Source organism: Streptomyces cacaoi (assembly GCF_006539165.1).
Lineage (GTDB): Bacteria > Actinomycetota > Actinomycetes > Streptomycetales > Streptomycetaceae > Streptomyces > Streptomyces cacaoi.
The window spans coordinates 26,207-44,321 of record NZ_BJMM01000048.1 but is presented as its reverse complement, the minus strand read 5'-3'; the positions used below and the strand labels follow the sequence as shown (position 1 = coordinate 44,321).

Below are 18,115 nucleotides of genomic sequence, written 5' to 3'. Positions count from 1 at the left end.
TCACTCCTGGCGCTCGCCGCTCGCGAACCGCGAGATGATCAGCGCGACGATGATGATCGTCCCGTTGAGGAACTGGTTCCACATCGCCGGCACCCCGCCCAACGTCATCACGTTGACGACGAGTTGCAGCGTCAGCACACCCGTCAGCGCGCCGAACACCGTGCCGCGCCCGCCGCGCAGCCCGATGCCGCCGATGACGGCAGCGGCGAACACCTGGAAGATCCAGCCGTCGCCCTGGCTCGCCGAGACGGAGCCGTAGTGCCCGGTGTACAGCAGCCCGGCGAACGCGGCCAGGGTGCCGCCGAGCGCCAGCACGATCCAGGTGATCCGGTCGGTGCGCACGCCCGCGGCGCGGGCCGCCTCGGCGTTGCCGCCGATCGCGTACAGCGCGCGCCCGTGCCGCAGATACGCCAGCGCGAGCCCCGCGAGCAGGTACAGCAGCAGACACAGCCACACCGCGCCCGGTACCCCGAGCCAGCTGGCGTTGCCCAGGTACGAGAAGGAGTCGGGGACGTTGACGATCGACTTGCCGTCGGTGAGCCCTACATGGAGGCCGCGCAGCATCGTCAGCATGCCCAGGGTGGCGATGAACCCGTTGACGCGCAGCTTCAGCATCAGAAAGCCGTTGGTGGTGCCGATGAGCGCGCCGACGGCCAGACAGAGCGGGATGGCCAGCCAGGTGGGCAGCAGCCCGATGCCGTGGAAGCCGTCGCCCTCGGCCGGCAGCACCAGCCACATGGCGACGCTCGGCGCGACCGCCAGCGTCGACTCCAGCGAGAGGTCCATACGCCCGCAGATGAGCACCAGTGCCAACGCGAGGACCAGCAGGCCGAGTTCGGTGGACTGCTGCACGACGCCGACGAGATTGTCGGTGGTCAGGAACGCCGGCGAGACGATGAAGCCGATCAGCATCAGCACGAGGATGACCGGCACCAGGGACAGATCGCGCCAGCGGGCGAGCGCGGGGCGGGCCCGCCGGGGTGCGCTCTGCTGAGCCTGGTGGAGCCCGTCGGCCAGTTCGCGGGCGGACGGCTGTGCCGTGTCGGTCATGGTGCGTTCCCCTCCGTGGCGTCCGTGCCGGCGTCGCCGCCGCTCCCGTCGTCTGCCGCGCCGGTGCCGTCCGGTGCCCGGCCGTCGTCCGCCGGGCCTTCGTCCGCCGGGCCGTCGTCCGCCGGGCCGTGCCCGCGCCGGGCCGTCATGCCCTCCATGGCGGCGACCAGTTCGCGGTCGCTCCAGCCGGCCGGGTACTCGGCGACGACCCGGCCGTGGAAGAGCGCCAGCACCCTGTCGCACACCCGCAGATCGTCCAGCTCGTCGGAGACGATCACCGCGGCGCTGCCCCGGTCCGCGACGTCACGGACGACGCCGAGCAGCGCGTCCTTGGACTTGACGTCCACTCCGGCGGTGGGCCGGACGGCGACCAGCACGGCCGGGTCCCGGGCCAGCGCGCGGGCGACGACGACCTTCTGCTGATTGCCGCCGGAGAGCCCGGAGACGGGCTGTTCCGGGCCCGGGGTCTTGATGTCCAGTGACTCGATCATGCGCCGCGCGAACCGGCGGGTGCGGGAGGGCAGGACGGTGCCCCACGGGCCCAGCTGGTCCGCGACGGTCAGCGTGGCGTTCTCCGCGACGCTGCGGTGCGGCACCAGGCCCTGCGCGTGCCGGTCCTCGGGCACATAGCCGATGCCCGCGTCCAGCGCGTGCGGCACGCTGCCCGGCCGGACCGTGCGCCCGCGCACCCGGACGGTGCCGGCCGTCTGCCGGCGCAGCCCTGCCAGCGTCTCCCCCAGCGCCGTGTTGCCGCTGGCCGTGGCACCGGCCAGGCCGAGCACCTCGCCGGCGCGTACCCGGAGGTCGACCGGCGCGAACCCGCCCTCCAGCGCCAGCTGTTCGGTGCACAGCACCGCGTCACCGGGCCCCGGTCGCACCGCGTCAGCTGCGCGGGTCCCGTCCGGTGCGTGTGCCGCGTCAGCTGTGCGGGTCTCGTCGGACGCGTGCGCCGCGTCAGCTGTGCGAGCCGCCTCGTCCGCACGAACTGCCTCAGCTGTGCGAGCCCCGTCGGGTGTCCGAACCGCCTCAGCTGTGCGAGCCGTTCCGCCTGCGCGGGCTGCCCCAGCTGTGCGAGTTCTCTCAGCTGTGCGGGCCGGGGCCGCGTCGGTGTCCGCCGTCATCGCCGCCACCAGTTCGCGCCGCGGCAGTCCGGCCACCGGCGCGGTGAGCACCTGCCGGGCGTCGCGGTAGACGGTGACCGTGTCGCACAGCTCGTACACCTCCTGGAGGTGGTGCGAGATGAAGAGGAAGGCCACGCCCTGGTCGCGCAGCTCCCGCAGCTTGCCGAAGAGCCGCTCGATCCCGGCGGCGTCGAGCTGTGCCGTCGGCTCGTCCAGGATCACCGTCCGGGCCCCGAACGAGAGCGCGCGGGCGATCTCCACGAACTGCCGCTGCTCGACGGTGAGTTCCTTCGTCCGGGAGGCCGGGTCGACGGCGACGCCGTAGCCCTCCAGCAGCGCGCCGGCCCGCGCACGCAGCGCCTTCCACCGGATCCGCGGCCCGCCGGGGAAGCGGTTGAGGAACAGGTTCTCCGCGACGGTCAGCTCCGGCACCACCATGGACCGCTGGTAGACGCAGGCCACCCGGGAGCGCCAGGCCGCGGTGTCCCCGAAGGCGGGCGCCGGTTCGCCGTGGAAGCGCACCGTGCCGGAGTCGGGGCGCTGCATTCCGGTCAGTACGGAGACGAGCGTGGACTTCCCGGCGCCGTTCCGCCCGACGAGGGCGTGTGCCTCGCCGGGCCGCACGGTCAGCCCGACGCCGTCGAGCGCGAGGGTCGGCCCGTAGCGTTTGACGATCCCCTCGGCGTGCACGGCGGCCGGAGCGCCGGGGCGCACGCCGTCCCCGGGCCCGTCCGCGGCGGTCACTTCTTCTCCAGCTGGTTGGCCCACAGTCCCTTGTCGTCGACGTTCTTCCGGGTGACCAGGGGTGCGGGCAGCTGGTCCTCCATACCGTTCGGCAGCTTGATGATCTTCGACCCGTGGTCGGTCGGACCGGGCTCGAACTTCTTGCCGTCCAGCGCCGCGCGGGCGTAGTACAGCGCGTACTCGGCGTACAGATCGGCCGGCTGGGAGAGCGTCGCGTCGATGGTGCCCTTGCGGATCGCCGCCAGCTCCTCCGGGATGCCGTCGTTGGAGATGATCGTGATGTGCCCCTCGGTGCCCGCCTTCTTCAGCCGGTTCTTCTGCCCCAGCAGAGCGAGCGTGGGCTGGAGGAAGGCACCGCCGGCCTGCATGTAGATGCCGTCCAGATCCGGATGCTGTGCCAGCAGGCTCTGGAGCTTGCCCGACGCCTCCTTGCCGTCCCAGTTGGTGGGCAGCTCGTGCACCTTGATCTTCGGGTACTTCTTCTTCATGCACGAGGCGAACGCCTGGGACCTGTCCCGGCCGTTGACGGAGCTGAGGTCGCCTTGCAGCTCGGCCACCCGCCCCTCGCCGCCCAGCTTCTCGCCCAGGTACTCGCACGACTTGCGCCCGTAGGCCCGGTTGTCGGCGCGCACCACCATGTAGACCTGGCCCTTGTCGGGCCGGGTGTCGACGGTGACGACGGGGATGTTCCGCTTCTCCAGCCGCTCCAGCGTGGTGGAGATCGCGCCGGTGTCCTGCGGGGCCATGACGACGGCCTTGGCCCCCTGGTCGGTGAACGTCTGGACGTTGGCGACGAGCTTCGCCACGTCGTTCTGCGAGTTGGACAGCGGCAGCGCGGCCACCGTGCCCTTGTCCACGCCCTTGCGCACATAGCCCTGGTAGGCCGTCCAGAAGTCGGTGTCGGTGCGGGGCATGTCGATGCCCACCCTGCCCTTGGCCGCCGCCGAGCCCTCGCTGCCGCGGTTGCAGCCGGCGAGCGCGGTGGCCGCCAGCAGCACCGCACAGCAGGCGGCGCCGGTGGTGATCGGTGTGCGCTGTCGCATGAGGTCGTCCTGTCTCGTCGGGTGCGGGGTCGGGGTGGGAGCCGGACCGTGCGGGTGCCGGGGTGCGGCCCGGGCCGGGGCGGGGGGCGTCAGCCGGCGGCGGGCGCGTCGCCGGGGCGCGGGCCCGGCCGCGCCGCCCGCTCGCGCCAGACGGCGCCGTCGGGATAGCGGTGGGCGGTGAGCGATTCGGGCCGCATCCGCGCGGAGAATCCGGGAGCGGCGGGTGCCCGGTAGCGGCCGTCCCGGACGACGACGGGCTCGGTGAAGTGCTCGTGCAGATGGTCGACGTATTCGATGACCCGGTCCTGCTGCGTCCCGGAAACCGCGACGTAGTCGAACATCGCCAGATGCTGCACCAGTTCGCACAGCCCGACCCCGCCCGCGTGCGGGCACACCGGCACCCCGAACTTCGCGGCCAGCAGCAGGATCGCCAGGTTCTCGCCCACCCCGGCGACCCGCGCCGCGTCGATCTGGACGAAGTCCACGGCCTCGGCCTGGAGCAGCTGTTTGAACACGATCCGGTTGGCGGCGTGTTCACCGGTGGCGACCTTGACGGGCTGTCCCGCACGGACGGCGGCGTGCCCGAGGATGTCGTCGGGGCTGGTCGGCTCCTCGATCCAGTACGGCTGGTACGCGGCGAGCGCCGTCATCCAGCGCACGGCCTCGTCCCGCTCCCAGCGCTGGTTGGCGTCCACCGCGATCCGTACCCCGGGGCCGACCGCCTCCCGGGCCAGCCGCATCCGGTGCACGTCCCGCTCCAGATCGGCGCCCACCTTCAGCTTGATCTGGGTGAAGCCGTCGGCGACGGCCCGGCGGGCGAGCCGGACGAGCTTCTCGTCGGAGTAGCCGAGCCAGCCGGGCGAGGTCGCGTACGCCGGGTAGCCGTGCTCGCGCAGCCGGGCGGCGCGCTCGGCCCGCCCGGGCTCGGCCGCCCGCAGCAGGGCGAGCGCCTCGTCCGGGGTGAGCGCGTCGGTCAGATGCCGGAAGTCGACGAGCGCCACCAGCTCCTCGGGGCTGAGCGAGGCCAGGTGTTCCCACAGCGGGCGCCCGGCACGCTTGGCCGTCAGGTCCCAGACCGCGTTGAGCACGGCACCGGCCGCCATGTGCATCACGCCCTTCTCGGGCCCGAGCCAGCGCAGCTGCGAGTCGTGCGTCAACTCCCTGTGCAGCGCGCCCGGATCGCCGGTGACGGCGTCCAGCGGGCGGCCCAGCACGTAGGGCCGCAGCGCCTCGATCGCGGCGACGACGACGTCGTTGCCCCGGCCGATGGTGAAGCAGAAGCCGTGCCCCTCGTGTCCGTCGGGCGCGTCGGTGCGCAGCACGACATAGGCGGCGGAGTAGTCGGGGTCGGGGTTCATCGCGTCCGAGCCGTCGTGCTGCTCCGAGGTGGGGAAGCGGACGTCGTGGACCTCGACCCCGGTGACGCTATACATCGGACCTCTGGTCATAGATCCGATGTATAGCCCTGTCGTGTGCACGGCGTCCAGGGGTGTGCACCGCCGACTCCGGCCCGCACCGCTCCCCACCACCTGCCCCGTCACCGACCCCGCCCCCGGACCCTCCCGCGGACCTCCACGGCGACTCCCCCCGCGGCTCCCCCCACAACTTCCCCCGCACTTCTCCCCGCACCTTCCCCACACCTCCACCGGCGCCTCCCCGCGCACCTCCCGCGGACGCTCCGGAGGCAATCCGGAGGCGATCGGCAGGCGTGCGGGGGCTGCGGCCGGGGCACCGTCACGCCGTAGGCTGGGCCCCGCACGCAAGAGCTGGCGACAACGGGGCGGCAGCAGGCAGGAACGGTTGCCGGGGCGGGGCTTCAGGTCCGCGCGCCCGGCCGGAAGGAGGCGCTGGGTGATCGAGCTGGAGGGGGTTCCCGAGCTGGTCGACCCAGTCATGGTGGCCGCGTTCGAAGGCTGGAACGACGCCGGTGACGCCGCCTCCGCAGCGGTGACGCACCTGGAACGGGAATGGAAGGGCGAGGTCTTCGCCGCGCTGGACGCCGAGGACTACTACGACTTCCAGGTCAACCGCCCGCACGTGTGGATGGACGGCGGAGCGCGCAAGATCACCTGGCCGACGACGCGGCTGTCGGTGGTCCGCGTGGACGACGCCGACGGCAAGGGCAACCGGCGGGACATCGTCCTGGTGCGCGGCATCGAACCGAGCATGCGCTGGCGCTCGTTCTGCAACGAGATCCTCGGCTTCGCGCACGAGCTGGGCGTGGAGATGGTCGTCATCATGGGAGCGCTGCTCGGCGACACCCCGCACACCCGTCCGGTTCCGGTGACGGGCGTGACCTCCGACCCCGATCTCGCCCGGACGATGAATCTGGAGGAGTCCCGCTACGAGGGCCCCACCGGCATCGTCGGCATCCTCCAGGAAGCCTGCACCCACGCCGGGGTGCCCGCGGCGACGCTGTGGGCGGCCGTTCCGCACTACGTCTCCCAGCCGCCCAACCCCAAGGCGACGCTCGCCCTGCTCAACCGGCTGGAGGATCTGCTGGGCGTGCGCGTCCCGCAGGGCGAGCTGGCCGAGGACGCCCGGGCCTGGCAGCTCGGCGTCGACCAACTGGCCGCCGAGGACAGCGAGGTCGCCGAGTACGTGCAGTCCCTGGAGGAGGCGCGGGACACCGCCGAACTGCCGGAGGCTTCCGGCGAGGCCATCGCCAAGGAGTTCGAGCGCTATCTGCGCCACCGCGACGACGACTCCGACCCGAACGCCACCGGCGGCCCCACGGCCCCCTATCTGCGCGACCCGGGACAGCCGCCCAGCCCCAAGCCGACCGGTGAACCCCCGCGGCCGGAGCCACCCGACGAGCCGGACGAGAACCGCACGGACCACCCGGACCGCCCGGACCCCGGCCCCACCGAGGACGCCGGGAGCGACGGCAGCACCGGGAGCGCCGGGAGCGGCGAGACCTCCGGCACCGGCGACAGCGCCGCGAGCGGCACCGACGGCACGGACGACGAGGACGGCTGACCCGCCGCTCACAGCTGTGGCCGGTGGCACCGATCTCCCGGTGCCACCGGCCACTCGGCTTCTCCGCCGGTCGGGGCCCGGCCCCGGGGATCCGGCTAGAGCGCGACCCCCAGCAGGGCGTCCACCGTGCGCGAGACGAGGCCGGGCGCGCCCTCGTCGGTGCCGCCCTCGGCGGCCTGCCGCTCGGCCCAGCGATCGACGGCGGCGAGCGCGGCGGGCGCGTCCAGATCGTCGGCGAGCGCCGCGCGCACCTCGGCCAGCATCTCCTCGGCGGGCGGACCGTCCGGACGCGAGACCGCCGCACGCCACCGCGCCAGCCGCTCCTGCGCCTGGTGGAGCTTCGCGGGGGTGTACTCCCAGTCGGAGCGGTAGTGGTGTGCCAGCAGCGTGAGCCGGACGGCCGCCGGGTCGACGCCGTCCTGCCGCAGCTGGGAGACGAAGACGAGGTTCCCCTTCGACTTGGACATCTTCTCGCCGTCCAGGCCGACCATCCCGGCGTGCACATACGCCTGGGCGAACGGGTACTCGCCGGTCAGCGCCTGCGCGTGCGAGGCGCCCATCTCGTGGTGCGGGAAGGCCAGGTCGGAGCCGCCGCCCTGGATGTCGAAGCCCATGCCGAGGTGGTCGAGGGCGATGGCCACGCACTCGATGTGCCAGCCGGGCCGGCCGGGACCCAGCGAGCCGCCGTCCCAGTGCGGCTCGCCCTCGCGGGCGGCCATCCACAGCATCGGGTCGAGCGGGTTCTTCTTGCCGGGCCGCTCGGGGTCGCCGCCGCGCTCGGCGGACAGCAGCCGCATCGTCTCGGCGTCGTACCGGGAGACCCCGCCGAAGTGCGGATCGGCCTCCACCGAGAAGTAGATGTCGCCCTCCAGCTCGTAGGCGGCGCCCAGTTCGCGCAGCCGTTCCACCATGGGCACGATCCGGGGTATCGCCTCGACGGCGCCGACGAAGTGCCGCGGCGGAAGCATCCGCAGCGCCGTCATGTCCTCGCGGAACAGCGCGGTCTCGCGCTCGGCGAGCTGCGTCCAGTCCTCACCGGTCTGCACGGCCCGCTCCAGCAGCGGGTCGTCGACGTCGGTGACGTTCTGTATGTAGTGAACCTGCCGCTTGGTGTCGAGCCACACGCGCTGGACGAGGTCGAACGCGTTGTAGGTCGCCGCGTGCCCCAGGTGGGTGGCGTCGTACGGCGTGATGCCGCAGACGTAGAGACGGGCGACGGGACCGGGGGCGAGGGTGAGTCGCCCACCGGTCGCGGTGTCGTGGACATCGAGGTCGCGGCCCTGACCTGGCAGGACGGGGACCTCGGTAGCGGGCCAGGCATGCATGCCTTGAGCCTAACCCGGACTGGTGTTCCGTACTCGGACGGACCATCCCCGATCGGACCGGGCCCGGACACCGGCGCCCGGCACCGGCCGGCGGGCGGCCTCAGACCGGTGGCCAGGGGATCGCCGGCCACTCCCCGCTGGGCAGCGGATGACGCCCCGAGCTGAGCAGCGTCCCCACGCGCTTGCGTACGGCGTCCACCTCGGCGGCGGTCAGCAGCTCACCCAGCCGTACGGCCGCCGCCTCGCCCTCGGCCAGCGCCCCGGCGAGCACCCGCAGCACCGCGCCGGCCTCGGCGGTCAGCTCCTCGCCCGCCCAGCCCCACAGCAGCGTGCGCAGCTTGTCGTCGACGTGGAAGGTCACCCCGTGGTCGATCGCGTACAGCTCACCGCCGGGCTGCGGCAGCAGATGGCCGCCCTTGCGGTCGCCGTTGTTGAGGACGGCGTCGAGCACCGCCAGCCGCCGCAGCCGCGGGTCGTCGGCGTGCACGAGCAGTGCCGGACGGTCCGCGCCCACATCGGCGTAGCCGACCGCTTTCCAGCCCTCCCCCGGCTCGTCCCCGTCGACGAGCGCGAGCAGCCCGGGCCCGTCCTCGGCGGCGTCCTCCTCCGGCGCCTCGGCGTCCTCTTCGGCAGCCCCGGCGGCGTCGTCGTCCCCGGTGTCTGCAACGACCCCGGCGGCCTCGGCGTCCTCGGCGTCCGGCCCGCCCGGCGGTGGGCCGATCCACGCCTGGCACATGCCCATGCCGTACGGCCCGTCCCGCAGCACCGTCGCGGGGATCAGATCCCAGCCGGTGAGCCGGGAGATTTCGTAGGCGGCCGTCTCACGCGACGCCAGATCGCCGTCGGGGAAATCCCACAGCGGGCGCTCCCCCGCCACCGGCTTGTACACACAGGGCACCCGCACGCCCTCGTGCGCGACCTCCCCGTACAGCACCGCGTTGGACGCCTGCTGGATCCGGCCGTGCACCGTGAGCGTGCCGCGGGCGAGGAGCGTGCACATCGCGGACGAGGCGGGAGGCGGCGGCATCCGGCCGGCCCGGTGAGCGGTCACAGGCTGCGGCGGTATCCGTTCTGGCGCGGACATACGTGTCCCTCCGGATCGAGCGGCAGGCTGCACAGCGGGCACGGCGGGCGGCCGGCGTTGACGACCTCCATCGCGCGCTTGGCGAACGAGCGGGCCATGGCGCCGCTGATCCGCACCCGCAGCATGGGCGGCCCGTTCTCGTCGTCCTGGAGCAGCCGCTCCTCGGCCTCCGCGAGGTCCTCCTCGTCCTCGGGCTCCAGCTCGACCATCGCCTGGGCCTCGACGACCATCCGCTCGCCCTCGCCGTCCCAGGCCAGCGCCATGGTGCCGACCCGGAACTCCTCCTCGACGGGGGACTCCAGGGGCCCGGTGTCCTCCACCTCGGACGGGGCCACGGCCGGGACGGGCGCGCTGCCGCCGGAACGCCGCACCACCTCGTCGAGCAGCTCGTCGATGCGTTCGGCCAGCGCCTCCACCTGAGCCTTCTCCAGTGCCACGCTCGTGGTGCGGCCTCCGGCGCTGGCCTGAAGAAAGAAGGTACGGCGGCCAGGCAACCCGACCGTACCGGCGACGAACCGGTCCGGCGGGTCGTACAGGAACACCTGACGGGACACGTCCTGCTCCGTTGGGGTCGACGATTCGGTGAAGCTTCGGACACACGCACCCTACTGCGCACGTCGATCATCGCGCTCAGGCGCTTCCCCCCACGGTCGCCCGGCCCGCTCCCTCGTCGTCCGGCTCGCTCCCGCTCCCGGAGGCCTCCGGCGGCGCCAGCGAGCCCAGCTCCCCGGTGTCGCCGAGGCGCAGCAGGAAGGGCCGCAGCGGGGTGTAGGTGATGACGGTGGCCGAGCAGGGGCCGGCGGAGATCCGCTGGAAGAGATCGAGATGCATGCCCAGGGCGTCCGCGACCAGGGACTTGATGATGTCGCCGTGCGAGCACATCAGATACAGCGCGTCGGCACCGTGCTCCGCCTCGATCCGGGCGTTCCACTCCCGGACGGCGTCGACGGCGCGCGCCTGCATGGCGCGCATCGACTCCCCGCCGGGGAACGCGGCGGCCGAGGGGTGCTGCTGGACGGTGCGCATCAGCGGCTCGTCGTTCAGCTCGGCGAGCTTGCGTCCGCTCCACTCGCCGTAGTCGCACTCGGTGATGCGCTCCTCGGTGTGCGAGGCCAGTTCGGGCCGCTCCCGCAGAAGCGGCGCGAGCGTCTCCTGGCAGCGCTGGAGCGGACTGCCGACGGCGGCGGCGAGGGGCAGCCCGGCCAGCCGGCCGGGCAGACGCGCGGCCTGCTCGCGGCCCTTGTCGTCCAGGGCGACGCCCGGCGTGCGCCCGGCGAGCAGCCCGGAGGTGTTGGCGGTGGACCGGCCGTGGCGTACGAGGATCAGCGTGGGCATGCCCGCCAGCGTAGGCGAGGCCCCCGCAACGCTGCGCCCGGGTTGTGCCCCCGGCAGGGGCCGGAAGAATACAAGAGGTGATCGTCGATTGTGCGCTCTACCGCGGTGGGAAGCGTGCCGACCGTCCGCCCGACTTCCCCGCCGCGCTGCGGGAGGCCCGGGAGGCGGGCGACGCCTTCTTGTGGATCGGGCTGTACGAGCCGACGGAGGCGGAGTTCGCCCGCGTCAGCCGGGACTTCGGGCTGCATCCGCTCGCGGTCGAGGACAGCCTGCGGGCCCACCAGCGGCCGAAGCTGGAGACGTACGCCGACTCGCTCTTCCTGGTGCTCAAGCCGATCGCCTACGAGGAGGAGACCGGCGAGCTGTCCACGGGCGAGCTGATGGTCTTCGTCGGCGACTCCTTCGTGCTGACGGTGCGGCACGGCCGGGCCAACCCCCTCGGCGCCGTCCGCGAGCGTCTGGAACACACCCCCAGCGTGCTGCGGCACGGCCCGACGGCGGTGATGTACGCCGTCAGCGACACCGTCGTCGACCACTACCTGGACGTCGCCGCCGCGCTCCACCACGACCTCGACGATCTGGAGGCCCATGTGTTCTCCACCGAGGTGCGGGCCACCGCGAGCCTCGCCGGCCGGATCTACGCCTTCAAACGGCAGGCGCTGGAGTTCCGCCGGGCCACGGTGCCGCTCATCGACCCGGTGGCCCGGCTGACGGGCGGCCGGGTGCCGTTCGTGCACGACGACTCGCGGTTCTTCTTCCGTGACGTCGCCGACCATCTCTCCCGCGTCAACGAGCAGGTGGAGAGCATCGACCGGCTGCTCACCGACATCCTCTCCGCGCACCTCGCACAGATGGGGGTGCGGCAGAACGACGACATGCGCAAGATCTCCGCGTGGGCCGCGATGTTCGCGGTGCCGACGGCGATCGCGGGCGTCTACGGCATGAACTTCACACACATGCCCGAGCTGCACTGGATCTTCGGCTATCCGATGGCCCTGCTGCTGATGCTCGGTGTGTGCCTCGTCCTCTTCCGCGTCTTCAAGAGCCGCGGCTGGATGTGAGCCGGGGCCGGCGGTGCGGACGGGCCCCGGTGCGTGCACGCGCGCAACCGCCGCCCGCCCCGGCGCAGTTGCCGCACTCCCGGCGGATCACGCCGTCCCGGGACGGCGGACCCACGCGGTCCCCGACCGGCGGATCCGCGGCCGTCTCAGGCGAATTCGGGCGCCGCCCCGGCCGGGCCGCCGCCCAGTGCGTCGCGGCGCTCCGGCTGCCGCAGACGCGTCAACCGCCGCCAGCCGCCCAGCCGTTCCTGCACGAACCTGCCGTGGATGCCCAGCGCCAGCAGGGCGAGCTTGGGCCGGGACCAGCCCAGGATCCGCGCCATCCGGCCCATCACGGCCAGGCTCACATCGCGGTAGACGGAGATCTCCGCCAGGGCGCTCTCGCGCAGCAGTGCACGGATCCGCCGCGCGTGCCCGGAGTGCGTGAGGCGCAGCAACTCCTCGTGGCAGTAGGCGAGATGGTTGTCCTCGTCGTTGGAGATCATCTTGACCGCGCGGCCGAGGTCGGGGTGGTCGCCGAACAGCTTGCGCAGCATGCGCATCTCCTCGGAGGCGCGCTGCTCGGTCACCCGGCTGTGCACGAGGTAGGCGATGATGTCGTCCTCGGCCAACGGCTCGTCGCGGCGCAGCTTCTCGTGCGCGAGACCGATGCCGAGGCCCTCCAGGATCATCGTGTAGTCCGTGTCGTCCGGGATCTCCCCCGGCTCCAGGCCGCGCTTGCGCAGCAGCGCGGTGAAGATCCGGCCGTGTTTGTCCTCGTCGGCGCCGTGCCGGGCGATCTTCGGGGCGAGGTGGCGCTGCGACGCGGGGACGAGCGCGGCGATCCGGCCGTTCTCCCAGCCGCCCTGCGCCTCGCCGCTCGCCGCGATCGAGCAGAAGAGCCGGAAGGACTCGTCGTTGTCGAGGATCTCCTGGAACAGACTCCTGGCCGAAAGCATCGCTGCCTCCCTCTCACCGGTGCACGACGTCCGCACAGCGCGGCACCTGCAAAGAACGAGTCAAGTGCCGTGCAGCCGAACCGGCAACAGGTGAGGAGAGGATCTGCGCCAAAAGCGGGAGGCGACCGTCGGCCGGCCGCGCCCCCCGGCGCGCGCCCCGCGTAACCACGGGAGCAGCGCGGCGTTGTCCCTCGTGACGGCCGTGGCGGGGAAGACCCCGAGCCCCCACCACGGCCGCAAGCATGTCCGGTGGCACATCGGGCGGTCCGGGCCCGTCCCCGGACCGCCCGCCGGGACCGGACAGGCCCGGCTCAGCTCAGCTCAGGCGAGGCCCGCCCGCTCCAGCGCCTCCACACCGGCACGCAGCCCCGCGAGCCGGTCCTCCTTGCCGAAGCCGGCCGGTGCGAGCGAGAGCGTGGTGACTCCGGCGTCGGCGTAGGCGCGCATCCGCTCGGCGATCCGGTCGACGGGGCCGAGCAGCGTCGTCGAGTCGATCAGCTCCCGCGGGACGGCGGCGGCCGCGCCCTCCTTGTCGCCGGCCAGGTACTTCTCCTGGATCTCGGCGGCCTCCTTCTCGTACCCCATGCGCTGGGCCAGCTTGTTGTAGAAGTTCTGCTTCCTGCTGCCCATGCCGCCGACGTACAGCGCGGTGTACGGGCGGAAGAGGTCCGCGAGCGCGTCGATGTCGTCGCCGACGGCCATCGGGACCGTCGGGCACACGTCGAAGCCCTCCATCGTCGTGCCGGCGGCCGCCCGCCCGGCACGCAGATGCTGGAGCGTGGTCTCCTCCGCGTGCTCGGGCGAGAAGAAGACGAGCAGCACACCACCGGCGATCTCGCCGGTCTGCTGGAGGTTCTTCGGGCCGATCGCGGCGATGTAGAGCGGGATCTCGGCGCGCTCCGGGTGGACGGTCAGCTTGATCGGCTTGCCGGGGCCGTCCGGCAGCGGGAGCGTCCAGTGCTCCCCCTGGTAGCTGAGGCGCTCGCGGGACATGGCCGCGCGGATGATCTCCACGTACTCGCGGGTGCGGGCCAGCGGCTTGTCGAACTTCTGGCCGTACCAGCCCTCGGACACCTGCGGGCCGGAGACGCCGAGCCCCAGCCGGAAGCGGCCCCCGGAGAGCGAGTCGAGAGTGGCGGCCGTCATGGCCGTCATCGCGGGGGTGCGGGCCGGGATCTGGAAGATGCCCGAGGCCACGTCGATGTTCTCGGTGTGGGCCGCGACCCAGGTGAGGACCGTCGCGGCGTCGGAGCCGTACGCCTCGGCGGCCCAGCAGACGTCGTAGCCGAGCCGGTCGGCCTCCTGGGCGACGGCGAGGTTGTCGGCGTCCATACCGGCGCCCCAGTAGCCGAGGTTGATCCCCAGTTTCATCCCCATGCCTGCCCACTCCCCTACCGATCAGTAATGTCGATGACCCTCGGACTCTAACCTCCGCCACAAGTACGCTCAACGGCCATGGAACTCAGGCAGCTGGGCCGCACCGGCCTGCGCGTATCCCGGATCGGACTGGGCACCCTCAACTGGGCCCGGGCCGGCGGCGAACAGGCCGGCGGGCCGGACAGCCGGGAACAGAACGCGGCCGACCAGCTGAAAACGTTCTGGGAGGCCGGCGGCACCCTCGTCGACACCGCCGACGTGTACGGCGACGGCGAGGCCGAGTACCTGCTCGGCCGGCTGCTGGACGGCCTCGTCGCCCGGCGCGACCTCGTCATCGCCACCAAGGCTGGCAGCGTCCCCGACCCAGAACGCCGGGTCGACTGCTCCCGCGGGCATCTCCTCGCCGCCCTCGACGCCTCGCTGGCACGCCTCGGTACCGACCATGTCGACCTGTGGCAGGTGCACGCCTTCGACCCGTACACACCGCTGGAGGAGACCCTCCACGCGCTGGACACCGCCGTCGCCAGCGGCCGGGCCCGGTACGCCGGCGTCACCGGCTTCTGCGGCTGGCAGCTGGCCAAGGCCGCCACCTGGCAGCTCGCCGCCCCGGGCCGCACCCCGCTGGCCGGTGCGCAGCTGGAGTACTCCCTGCTCCAGCGCGGCCTCGAACGCGAGGTCCTGCCCGCCGCGCTGGATCTCGGCGTCGGGCTGCTGCCCTCGTCCCCGCTGGGCCGCGGCGTGCTCACCGGCAAGTACCGCCAGCCGGGCCCGCCGCCCGCCGGCTCGCGGGGCGCCTCGGAGCGGATGGCCGGCTTCGTCGCGCCGTATCTGGACGAGGCCGCGGGCCGGATCGTGGACGCGGTGGCGACGGCCGCCGACGGGCTCGCGCTGCCCCCGCTCCAGGTGGCCCTCGCGTGGGTGCGGGACCGTCCCGGGGTGGTCGCACCGCTGGTCGGGGCGCGTACGGCACAGCAGCTCGCGGCGGCGCTGTCGGTGGAGGGCCTTAGTCTTCCGGAGGAAATCCGCGCGGCGCTGGACGACGTGTCGGCGCCGGTGCACCGCTACCCCGATCACGACTGGAGCGAGCTGTGAAGAACGACAAGGCAGCGGAACTCCTGGCCGCCGTCCGTGCCGTGGAGAGCGGCGAGCGCTCCGCCGCGTCCTTCTTCACCGAGCCGCAGCGCCCCGCGCCCCCGCCGGCCGCGGCGCCCCCGGCGTCCGGCCCCGCCCGGCAGCACCCCGCAGCCTCCGCGCCCTCCGCGCCGGCCCGGGGCCCGGTGACGGTGCCGGAGGAGGTGACGGCGGTGCTCGCCGAGGGCGGCGCACCCGAGTCGCTGGGCCGCCGCGTGGTCGAGACCCTCGGCGAGGGCGCCGCCGGGCTGCTGCGGGAGGACCCGTGGCAGCTGCTCGCCGTGCCCGGCGTGCTGCCCGAGCAGGCCGACACCTTCGCCCGCGCCCTGCTCGACGGCGCGGCCTCGCCCGGTGATCCGCGCCGCAGCGAGGCCCTCGTCGTGCATCTGCTGGAGCGTGCGGCGCTGCGCGGCGACACCGTCGTCGATCCGGAGGCGCTCTCCGCCGGGCTGGCCCGGCACGCGGTACCGGAGCCGGACGAGGCCGTGCGCGCGGCGGTGGACGCGGGCGCGGTGCTCGCGTTCGAGGACGCGCTGGACGCGGGCCCGGTCGCCTCGCCCATGGACGAGAGCGGCGAGGAGGAGGAGCGCCCGGCGACCGTCCGGCTCGGCCTGGAACGCCACGCGCTCGCGGAGGAGAGCCTCGCCGACGGCCTGGCCCGTATCGCCGGCACGTTCGCCACGCCGGAGGCCACACCCGAGCCCGCGCAGGAGACCCAGCAGGAGCCCGAGCAGGAGCCTTCACCGGAGGCCGCACCGGAGGACGGCTCCCCGCACGAGGACGCCTCGGGCGCGGAACCCGGCCAGGAGGCCGCCGACGGGAACGGCATCGCACAGCCGCCGCAGACGCCGGACAGGCAGGAGGCGCGGGAGACGCCGGGCCCGGCGCCCTCCCCCGCCGCTTGGGCTGCCGCCGCCGAGGCGGCACCGTCCCCCTCGGCCGCCGAACTGATCCGCGCCGCGGCGCAGCACGGCCTGGTCACCCACACCGGCGGCGAGGCCGCCCGCGCCGAACCGGCCGCACTCGTCGCGGCCGCACACCGGCTCGGGCTGCGCGCCTGGGCCGTCGCCCACACACCGGACGGCCGGTCCCGGCTGGCCCGCGCCCTGGCCCCGCAGGACGCGGAGGGGGACGCGGGCGCGGGCGAGGGAACGGCCGCGGCACCCACCGTTCCGGTCGCCACGACGGCCGGGCTGCTGAGCGGCGCCGAGGGCCCCGGCCGGGACGCGGACGGCGTGCTCGCGCTCGATCTGCTGGCCGTCTGCGACGCCCCGCAGCTCGACACCGAGACGGCCGCCGCGCTGCTCGAATCCCTGCGCGACGGAGCCCGGTTGGTGCTCAGCGGCGATCCCGGCCTGCTCGGCGCCGCCGGCCCGGGCCAGGTGTTCAAGGACCTGCTGGCCGCCCGGTTCTGCCCCCAGGTCGTCTCGCGCACTCCGGACCCCGGCCCGGTCGGCGAGCTGGTCTCCGGTATCGGCATCGGCGAACTGAACGCGGTCGAGGCGCCCGGCAAGGAGGTCGTGATCGTCCCGGTGAGCGATCCGGGCGAGGCCGTGCACCGCACCGTCCAGCTCGTCGCGGACTCGGTGCCGCGTGCCCTGGGGATCCCCTCCGAGGAGACCCAGGCCGTCACCGTCGGCCACGGCGGCCCGGCCGGCACCCGCGCGCTCAACGCCGCCCTCAAGGAACGGCTCAACCCCGGCCCCGGCCGCTTCGCCGGCTTCGACCCGGGCGACCGCGTCGCCCACTCCCCCGCGCCGGGCCGCACCCTCGTCGGCACCGTCGCCTCGGCGGACGACGACGGGCTCCATCTCGTGTGCGGCGAGGTGCGGTGCACCGTGCCGCCCGCCCGCGTCGCCGGGACGGTACGGCACGGCTGGGCCGTCACGGCCCACCAGGCGGCGGGCTCGCGCTGGCCCGCCGTCGTCGCGGTCCTCCCCGGCGACGCCGGTGCGGCGCTGACCCGGGAGTGGGTCCACACCGCGTTCTCCCGCGCCGCCCGGCATCTGTCCGTCGTCCAGGGCGCGGGCGACGCCCTGCCCCGTGCGGTCGCCACCGGCACGGCGCCGGAGCGCACCACCCGTCTGCGCTCCCTCCTGGCGGAAGCGGCCCGCGCCCAGACCCCGCCCGCCGAGGAGTGAGCGGCCCGGCTATCCGGCCCCGCCGGCCCGTCCCCCGACGGGGCCGTCCCCCTCGTCGGCGCCTTCCCCGTCCTCGTCCACGTCCGCGCCGGTCACCCCGGTGATCAGGTCCTCGTCGTCGAAGACGGAGCTGACGTCGAACCGGCAGACCACCCGCTGCGGATCGGCCTGTTCGAAGGGCGCCGCCAGCCACTCACCGGGTTCGCTGGGCTCGTCCCCGGCCAGCACCCACAGCGTCGAGTCGCCCTCCTCCAGGCCGAACTCCTTGTGCCGGGTGGCGATCTCGTCCGGCTCGTACTCGCCGAACAGCACCCCCAGCGCGGCGTGCACACTGCTGCCGGCCGACGGGGCCTCGCTCTCCTCCTCGGCCGACTCCGGGTCCAGTTCGACGACGCGTTCCGCCTGGGCCAGCAGCCGCTGCGGCTCGCTGACGGTGTAGTCCCGCCGGACGAAGACGCTCAGCGCGCTGGGTACCTCGGGCCCCGCGTAGGCGGGCAGCGTGTCACTCCCGGGGATCTCGAACGGGGTCACCTCGTCGTAGACCTCGTAGAGCAGTTCGTCGTACGTCTCGCCCGCCGCGGCGAGCGCATCGAAGGCGGCGTAGACGGCGGAGTCCAGTTCCGCCGCGGCCCCGGCACCGCCCTCCGCACCGGCGGGGCCACTCGGCCCGGACGACTCCGACCGTCGTTCGACGGCCTCCAGATGCCGGTCCAGCGCGGCTTTGACCGCCTCGACAGCGGCACGAACGTCGGCAGCGGTGGGCTGCGCAGCATCAGACATAGTGCA

15 protein-coding genes are annotated in these 18,115 nt (G+C 73.7%); 4 read left to right on the top strand and 11 right to left on the bottom strand.

Annotated features, from left to right (window positions below; all coding sequences use genetic code 11):
- The 4 genes from SCA03_RS29210 to SCA03_RS29190 form a co-directional block, all read right to left on the bottom strand.
- Positions 1–1,050 carry an ABC transporter permease gene (locus SCA03_RS29210; RefSeq protein ID WP_030884212.1) on the bottom strand — a complete coding sequence of 350 codons (1,050 nt, stop codon included), beginning with the start codon at positions 1,048–1,050 and terminating at the stop codon, positions 1–3.
- Positions 1,047–2,915 (bottom strand): sugar ABC transporter ATP-binding protein, encoded by a 1,869-nt coding sequence (locus SCA03_RS36565; protein ID WP_230988986.1) that lies wholly within the window; start codon positions 2,913–2,915, stop codon positions 1,047–1,049. Before SCA03_RS36565 ends, SCA03_RS29210 begins: the two co-directional genes overlap by 4 nt.
- Positions 2,912–3,958, bottom strand: coding sequence for a sugar ABC transporter substrate-binding protein (locus SCA03_RS29195; RefSeq protein ID WP_030884219.1), 1,047 nt, complete (start codon positions 3,956–3,958; stop codon positions 2,912–2,914). Before SCA03_RS29195 ends, SCA03_RS36565 begins: the two co-directional genes overlap by 4 nt.
- An 89-nt stretch (positions 3,959–4,047) precedes the next feature.
- Positions 4,048–5,391 carry an enolase C-terminal domain-like protein gene (locus SCA03_RS29190; RefSeq protein ID WP_141275746.1) on the bottom strand — a complete coding sequence of 448 codons (1,344 nt, stop codon included), beginning with the start codon at positions 5,389–5,391 and terminating at the stop codon, positions 4,048–4,050.
- 418 nt (positions 5,392–5,809) lie between these two features.
- Between SCA03_RS29190 and SCA03_RS29185 the strand changes: the two genes are divergently transcribed.
- On the top strand, positions 5,810–6,937 hold the full coding sequence (locus tag SCA03_RS29185; protein ID WP_230988985.1) for a PAC2 family protein: 1,128 nt from the start codon (positions 5,810–5,812) through the stop codon (positions 6,935–6,937).
- A gap of 95 nt (positions 6,938–7,032) precedes the next feature.
- Here SCA03_RS29185 and mshC read toward each other — a convergent pair whose 3' ends face one another.
- The 4 genes from mshC to SCA03_RS29165 form a co-directional block, all read right to left on the bottom strand.
- Positions 7,033–8,262 (bottom strand): cysteine--1-D-myo-inosityl 2-amino-2-deoxy-alpha-D-glucopyranoside ligase, encoded by a 1,230-nt coding sequence (mshC, locus tag SCA03_RS29180; protein WP_030891644.1) that lies wholly within the window; start codon positions 8,260–8,262, stop codon positions 7,033–7,035.
- Positions 8,263–8,362: 100 nt separating this feature from the next.
- Positions 8,363–9,346 (bottom strand): SCO1664 family protein, encoded by a 984-nt coding sequence (locus SCA03_RS29175; protein ID WP_086816817.1) that lies wholly within the window; start codon positions 9,344–9,346, stop codon positions 8,363–8,365.
- On the bottom strand, positions 9,310–9,900 hold the full coding sequence (locus SCA03_RS29170; protein ID WP_030891651.1) for a DUF3090 domain-containing protein: 591 nt from the start codon (positions 9,898–9,900) through the stop codon (positions 9,310–9,312). Before SCA03_RS29170 ends, SCA03_RS29175 begins: the two co-directional genes overlap by 37 nt.
- A 76-nt stretch (positions 9,901–9,976) precedes the next feature.
- Positions 9,977–10,681 carry a histidine phosphatase family protein gene (locus SCA03_RS29165; protein ID WP_086816815.1) on the bottom strand — a complete coding sequence of 235 codons (705 nt, stop codon included), beginning with the start codon at positions 10,679–10,681 and terminating at the stop codon, positions 9,977–9,979.
- 68 nt (positions 10,682–10,749) lie between these two features.
- On the opposite strand from SCA03_RS29165, the gene corA reads away from it, so the two are divergent.
- Entirely contained in the window at positions 10,750–11,742 is a 993-nt protein-coding gene (gene corA / locus SCA03_RS29160) for a magnesium/cobalt transporter CorA (RefSeq protein ID WP_030891656.1), read from the top strand.
- Positions 11,743–11,888: 146 nt separating this feature from the next.
- On the opposite strand, the gene SCA03_RS29155 is transcribed toward corA, so the two are convergent.
- The gene (locus tag SCA03_RS29155) at positions 11,889–12,680 is read right to left on the bottom strand and encodes a ferritin family protein (protein ID WP_030891658.1); all 792 of its coding nucleotides are present in this window, start codon (positions 12,678–12,680) and stop codon (positions 11,889–11,891) included.
- 321 nt (positions 12,681–13,001) lie between these two features.
- The gene (locus SCA03_RS29150) at positions 13,002–14,051 is read right to left on the bottom strand and encodes an LLM class F420-dependent oxidoreductase (RefSeq protein ID WP_030891660.1); all 1,050 of its coding nucleotides are present in this window, start codon (positions 14,049–14,051) and stop codon (positions 13,002–13,004) included.
- Between the two features lie 84 nt (positions 14,052–14,135).
- Here SCA03_RS29150 and SCA03_RS29145 point away from each other — a divergent pair, with 84 nt between their 5' ends.
- Together SCA03_RS29145 and SCA03_RS29140 are read left to right on the top strand one after the other, a co-directional pair.
- Entirely contained in the window at positions 14,136–15,149 is a 1,014-nt protein-coding gene (locus SCA03_RS29145; RefSeq protein WP_030891662.1) for an aldo/keto reductase, read from the top strand.
- Positions 15,146–17,329, top strand: a complete 2,184-nt coding sequence (locus SCA03_RS29140; RefSeq protein WP_030891664.1) for a helix-hairpin-helix domain-containing protein — start codon at positions 15,146–15,148, stop codon at positions 17,327–17,329. Before SCA03_RS29145 ends, SCA03_RS29140 begins: the two co-directional genes overlap by 4 nt.
- Positions 17,330–17,338: 9 nt before the next feature.
- Here the strand turns inward: SCA03_RS29140 and SCA03_RS29135 are convergent, their stop codons facing one another.
- The gene (locus tag SCA03_RS29135) at positions 17,339–18,109 is read right to left on the bottom strand and encodes a hypothetical protein (protein WP_086814479.1); all 771 of its coding nucleotides are present in this window, start codon (positions 18,107–18,109) and stop codon (positions 17,339–17,341) included.
- Positions 18,110–18,115: the final 6 nt, after the last annotated feature.

Coding starts and splice junctions, on each gene's coding strand:
- SCA03_RS29195 (WP_030884219.1), bottom strand. CDS start 3,958: ATGCGACAGCGCACACCGATCACCACCGGCGCCGCCTGCTGTGCGGTG.
- SCA03_RS29165 (WP_086816815.1), bottom strand. CDS start 10,681: ATGCCCACGCTGATCCTCGTACGCCACGGCCGGTCCACCGCCAACACC.
- SCA03_RS29155 (WP_030891658.1), bottom strand. CDS start 12,680: ATGCTTTCGGCCAGGAGTCTGTTCCAGGAGATCCTCGACAACGACGAG.
- mshC (WP_030891644.1), bottom strand. CDS start 8,262: ATGCATGCCTGGCCCGCTACCGAGGTCCCCGTCCTGCCAGGTCAGGGC.
- SCA03_RS29190 (WP_141275746.1), bottom strand. CDS start 5,391: ATGTATAGCGTCACCGGGGTCGAGGTCCACGACGTCCGCTTCCCCACC.
- SCA03_RS29175 (WP_086816817.1), bottom strand. CDS start 9,346: ATGTCCGCGCCAGAACGGATACCGCCGCAGCCTGTGACCGCTCACCGG.
- SCA03_RS29145 (WP_030891662.1), top strand. CDS start 14,136: ATGGAACTCAGGCAGCTGGGCCGCACCGGCCTGCGCGTATCCCGGATC.
- SCA03_RS29150 (WP_030891660.1), bottom strand. CDS start 14,051: ATGAAACTGGGGATCAACCTCGGCTACTGGGGCGCCGGTATGGACGCC.
- SCA03_RS29210 (WP_030884212.1), bottom strand. CDS start 1,050: ATGACCGACACGGCACAGCCGTCCGCCCGCGAACTGGCCGACGGGCTC.
- SCA03_RS29135 (WP_086814479.1), bottom strand. CDS start 18,109: ATGTCTGATGCTGCGCAGCCCACCGCTGCCGACGTTCGTGCCGCTGTC.